Raw genomic sequence first — 1180 nt, 5'->3', positions numbered from 1 at the left:
TGATCTCGCGGGTGAAGGCGAGGACGGAGGGGTTGGAGGCGGAGAGTTCGACGTAGGATCCGACGCCGAAGACGGGGTGGCGTTGGCGGATCTCGATCATTTTGCGGGTCCAGTGCAGGAGGGATCCGGGGTTGTTGGCCTGGGCTTCGACGTTGACGGCTTGGTAGCCGTAGATGGGGTCCATGATGACGGGGAGGTAGAGGCGGGCGGGGTCGCATTGGGAGAAGCCGGCGTTGCGGTCGGGGGTCCATTGCATGGGGGTGCGGACGGCGTCGCGGTCGCCGAGCCAGATGTTGTCGCCCATGCCGATTTCGTCGCCGTAGTACAGGACGGGTGAGCCGGGGAGGGAGAGCAGGAGGGCGGTGAAGAGTTCGAGTTGGTTGCGGTCGTTGTCCAGGAGGGGGGCCAGGCGGCGGCGGATGCCGATGTTGGCTTTCATGCGGGGGTCTTTGGCGTATTCGGTGTACATGTAGTCGCGTTCTTCGTCGGTGACCATCTCCAGGGTGAGTTCGTCGTGGTTGCGGAGGAAGATGCCCCATTGGCAGGATTCGGGGATTTTGGGGGTTTGGGCCATGATTTCGCTGATGGGGTAGCGTTGTTCGCGGCGGACGGCCATGAAGATGCGGGGCATGACGGGGAAGTGGAAGGCCATGTGGCATTCGTCGCCGCCGGCGGCGGGGTCGCCGAAGTATTCGACGACGTCGGCGGGCCATTGGTTGGCTTCGGCGAGCAGGACGCGGTCGGGGTAGAGGCGGTCGACTTCGGCGCGGACGCGTTTGAGGTAGGCGTGGGTTTCGGGGAGGTTTTCGCAGTTGGTGCCTTCGCGGGCGTACAGGTAGGGGACGGCGTCCAGGCGGAAGCCGTCGATGCCCAGGTCGAGCCAGAAGCGCAGGTTCTCCAGCATGGCGTCCTGGACGGCGGGGTTGTCGTAGTTGAGGTCGGGTTGGTGGGTGAAGAAGCGGTGCCAGTAGTACTGGCCGCGGACGGGGTCGTAGGTCCAGTTGGAGGATTCGGTGTCGATGAAGATGATGCGGGCGTCGGGGTAGCCGGTGTCGTCGTCGGACCACATGTAGAAGTCGCCGAAGGGGCCGTCGGGGTCGGTGCGGGAGGCCTGGAACCAGGGGTGCTGGTCGGAGGTGTGGTTCATCACCAGATCCGCGATCACCCGGATGCCCCGCGC

Annotated in this window: 1 protein-coding gene; it reads right to left on the bottom strand. The window is 65.0% G+C overall.

The genetic code is table 11. The annotated features are described in order from the left end of the window. A partial coding sequence (treS, locus tag SM611_RS37590) for a maltose alpha-D-glucosyltransferase (RefSeq protein ID WP_371955172.1) occupies positions 1 to 1180 on the bottom strand: 1180 nt, incomplete at both ends.

This window comes from Actinomadura monticuli (genome assembly GCF_041463655.1).
In the GTDB taxonomy this organism is placed as follows: domain Bacteria; phylum Actinomycetota; class Actinomycetes; order Streptosporangiales; family Streptosporangiaceae; genus Spirillospora; species Spirillospora monticuli.
The sequence above is the reverse complement of the archived record's forward strand: the minus strand, read 5'-3'. Positions and strand labels throughout refer to the sequence as shown.